The organism is Actinomadura sp. 7K507 (assembly GCF_004348425.1).
GTDB lineage: Bacteria > Actinomycetota > Actinomycetes > Streptosporangiales > Streptosporangiaceae > Spirillospora.
The window spans coordinates 1-3,785 of sequence record NZ_SMKK01000425.1 but is presented as its reverse complement, the minus strand read 5'-3'; the positions used below and the strand labels follow the sequence as shown (position 1 = coordinate 3,785).

Below are 3,785 nucleotides of genomic sequence, written 5' to 3'. Positions count from 1 at the left end.
ATCCCGGCCAGCCCCAGCCGCCCCCCGACAAGAGCCAGATTGATCCCACCACCGCCTGACGCCAGGGGATCTCCCAGGCAGCCCCTTCGCCGTCCTGACTCACCGCCGCCCAGCCGCCCTGCCCAGGAGGACTCCCATCAAGGTCATACGCCGCCCCACAGGCCGACGCCACCGGCCGACGACCCGAACCCTTCCACGGGCGTCGACACCCCGGCCATCCCAGACGCCGCGGGGGCCGACGCGGAAACCCGCCAGCGAGGGTGGCCGAGGCGCTTCACGGGGCCGGAGCCGCCTCGACGCATCGCGGCGGTGTCAGATCGCGGCGGGGTCAGGAGGTCACTGGTCTGCGGGGAGCTCGAAGTCGCTCTTGGAGAGTTCTTCGATGTTGACGTCCTTGAACGTGACGACACGGACGTTCTTGACGAAGCGGGCAGGGCGGTACATGTCCCAGACCCAGGCGTCCTGCATCGTGACTTCGAAGTAGACCTCGCCGTTCTCGGCGCCGCGCACCTGGAGGTCGACGGAATTGGTGAGGTAGAACCTGCGCTCGGTCTCGACGACGTAGCCGAAGAGCCCGAGGACGTCGCGGTACTCGCGATAGAGCTGCAGCTCCATCTCGGTCTCGTACTTCTCGAGATCCTCCGCGCTCACGCTCGTGCCCCTTCCGTGCTGTCCTCGACGGGGACCTCCCCTTCGGTCTCCTCTGCCAAGTCCACCTCTCCATTGTTACGCAAGGCACGCCCGACGTTCACGTAGGAGAACCGATGCTCTGGACAAGGTCCGTGCACGGCGAGCGCGCTGCCGTGGGCACGGGTCACGTACCCCTTGTGGAGGTCGAACCCGTACTCCGGGTAACGCTCGTGAAGGCCGACCATGATCCGGTCCCGGGTGACCTTCGCGACGATCGACGCCGCCGCCACGCAGGCCGCGACATGGTCTCCCTTGATCATCGCGAGCCCGGGGACGTCCAGGCCGGGGACCGGGAACCCGTCGCTGAGCACGTAGGCGGGCCGCCTGTCCAGGGCGGCGAGGGCTCGCCGCATCCCCGTGACGTTGCAGCGGTGAAGACCGATCCTGTCGATGTCATGGCACGGGATGATCACTGCGCTCCACGCGTGCGCGCACTCGGTGATCTCGGCGTACAGCTCCTCGCGGCGCGCGGGGGTGAGGAGTTTGGAGTCGGTGAGACCGTCGATCCTGCGCCGACCGCCCTGGAGGACCACCGCCGCGACGACCAGCGGCCCCGCGCACGCGCCCCGCCCGGCCTCGTCGACACCGGCCACGGGGCTCAGCCCGCCGTGTGCCAGCGCACGCTCGAAGGCGTGCATCCCCGCGTCGCGACGCGGCGTGAAACGGAGCGGACGACCCTTCATGCCACGCAGCGTACGTCCCCGCCACCGCTCACCGCTCCCCGAACGCCCTCGTTCCCGTCATGTCCCCGATCACGCCACTGCAGACGGTTTCAAGCGGCGGCGGCGCAGGAGGTAGGCGAGTGGGAGTACGCCGATGGCTCCCAGGGCGTAGGGGGTGGCCGGGAGAGCCGCGGCGGCGGTCTTCTGGAGGCCGCTCTGCTCGAAGGTGTTGGGGATCGGGAGTGTGTCGATGCGGTCCAGGGGCCAGACGATGACGGCCGCGCGGCCGATGACCCGGTCGACGGGGATGGTGCCGCCGCCGGGGTCGCCTCGGTGGGAACGCGAGTCATAGGAGAGTTCACGATGGTCGCCCATGACCCACAGCTGGCCCGGCTTCACGGTGACGTCGAACGGATCGTTGGACGGTTTGTTCCGCTCGCGCGTGATCGGGTCGGTGTAGAGGTAGGAACCCTCGTCCAGCGGGACGCCGTTGACCGTGATGCGGCCCTGCGCGTCACAGCACTTGACGCGGTCGCCGGGGATGCCGATGACGCGCTTGATGTAGTCCTTCTCGTTGGGCGCGACGCCGAAGGCCGTGCCGATCGCGCGCAGCACCTTGGAGACGGGGTTGCCGGGCTCCTCGACCTGGACCTCGGGGTCCCAGGAGTCGAGCCCGTTGAAGACGATGACGTCGCCGCGCTCAACGTCGCGGAAATGGTAGACGAGCTTGTTGACCAGGACCCGGTCGCCGACCTGGAGGGTGTTCTCCATGGAACCGGACGGAATGTAGAACGCCTGGACCGCGAACGCCTTGATGACGAGGGCCAGCACCACGGCGACCACGATGAGGATGGGCAGCTCTTTCCAGAACGAGCCCTGCTTCTTCTTTTTCTTGCCCTTGTCCTCGGAGTCGTCGTCCGTCTCCTCGGCCGAGTCCACGGGCTCCTTCTCTTCGGGCACCGCGCCCTCGGCTTCGGATCGCACGTCTCTCCGATCGTCCTCATCAGTCATCAGAGCGAAAGCCTAGCGGCGCGGGGCCTGAGAGACGCCTCCCGATGGCGTGTCGCCGGCGGGCGAGCCGGCGGCCGCCATCCGAAACGGGCAACGCCCCGGTCACCGTGGCGGTTTCCCGGGGCGTCGTGGTTCATCGGCTCAACGAGTCCTTCTCATCCTCGGCAGGCACGTGAGTTCGCGGTCGTGGCGGCGGATGAGCGGGGCTCAGTGGTCGCGCTTCTCCTTGATGCGCGCGGCCTTGCCGCGCAGGTTGCGCAGGTAGTAGAGCTTGGCCCGGCGGACGTCGCCGCGGGTGACGACCTCGATCTTGTCGATGGAGGGGCTGTTGATCGGGAACGTCCGCTCGACGCCGACGCTGTAGCTGACCTTGCGGACGGTGAAGGTCTCCCGGGCGCCGCCGCCCTGACGCCGGATCACCACGCCCTGGAAGACCTGGATACGGCTCCGGCTGCCTTCGGTGACGCGCACGTGCACTTTCAGCGTGTCGCCCGGACGGAAGTCCGGGACGTCGGCGCGCATCGCGGCCTTCTCGATCTCCTGGATCAGGGTGTGCATCGCAGCGGTTCCTCATGGTCGAACGCGGGCATCGAGAGGCCCCGGTGGATCTTTCGTGGGGGCGTCGCGCCGCGGAGAATGGTCGTGGGGTGCCGTGCGGTCTGGACGCACGGACGCTTTAGTCTGCCATATCTTCGCCGTCAACCGGAAAACCGGCCTCGCGCAGCACGGCGCGATCCCGCTTGTCGAGGGTCTCCGGGCCGAGGCGGGCGAGCAGTTCGGGACGGTGGCGGGCGGTGCGGCGCAGCGCCTCGTCGCGCCGCCAGCGGGCGATCGCGCCGTGGTGTCCCGACAGCAGGACGTCCGGGACGGGCCGCTCGCGCCAGACCGGGGGCTTGGTGTACACGGGGCCCTCCAGCAGCGACTCCATGGCACCGGGGGCGAAGGAGTCGTCGGCGACCGAGTCCGCGTTGCCGAGGACGCCGGGCAGGAGACGCCCGATCGCCTCGACCATGACCAGGACGGCGACCTCGCCGCCGGCGAGCACGAAGTCGCCGAGGCTGACCTCGTCCACGGGCATGCGGGTACGGGCGTCCTCGGCGACGCGGGAGTCGATGCCCTCATAGCGCCCGCAGGCGAACACGAGCCAGGGCTCGGCGGCGTACCGGGCCGCGTCGGCCTGGGTGAACGGCCGCCCGCTCGGCGTGGGAATGATCAGCTGCGGAACCGTCCCGGCCGGCCCCGCATCGGCGGACGCCGCCTCGCCGCCCATCGGGGAACCGGCCGGCGCCGCCTGATCCGAGCAACCCCCACCCGCCGAAGCCGATCCCTGTGCGTCCGGCCCCGGGGAGGCCGCAGCCGAAGAGCCAGGGGCCGGGGAAGCCGCAGCCGAAGAATCAGGGGTCGGGGAGGCCGGAGCCGGGG

At 69.7% G+C, this 3,785-nt stretch carries 4 protein-coding genes and 1 pseudogene; all 5 read right to left on the bottom strand.

Annotated features, from left to right (window positions below; translation table 11 throughout):
• Nucleotides 1–336: 336 nt before the first annotated feature.
• The gene (locus E1285_RS43815; RefSeq protein ID WP_132160816.1) at nt 337–651 is read right to left on the bottom strand and encodes a DUF2469 domain-containing protein; all 315 of its coding nucleotides are present in this window, start codon (nt 649–651) and stop codon (nt 337–339) included.
• On the bottom strand, nt 648–1,373 hold the full coding sequence (locus E1285_RS43810; protein WP_132160815.1) for a ribonuclease HII: 726 nt from the start codon (nt 1,371–1,373) through the stop codon (nt 648–650). The genes E1285_RS43815 and E1285_RS43810 overlap by 4 nt, the downstream gene beginning before the upstream one ends.
• Nucleotides 1,374–1,442: 69 nt before the next feature.
• Complete coding sequence (gene lepB / locus E1285_RS43805; protein ID WP_243723472.1) at nt 1,443–2,336, bottom strand: signal peptidase I; 894 nt, start codon at nt 2,334–2,336, stop codon at nt 1,443–1,445.
• Nucleotides 2,337–2,570: 234 nt separating this feature from the next.
• The gene (gene rplS, locus E1285_RS43800) at nt 2,571–2,921 is read right to left on the bottom strand and encodes a 50S ribosomal protein L19 (RefSeq protein ID WP_132160813.1); all 351 of its coding nucleotides are present in this window, start codon (nt 2,919–2,921) and stop codon (nt 2,571–2,573) included.
• A gap of 118 nt (nt 2,922–3,039) precedes the next feature.
• Nucleotides 3,040–3,585, bottom strand: a pseudogene (locus E1285_RS43795) (tRNA (guanosine(37)-N1)-methyltransferase TrmD); the annotation flags it as partial.
• Nucleotides 3,586–3,785 lie beyond the last annotated feature (200 nt).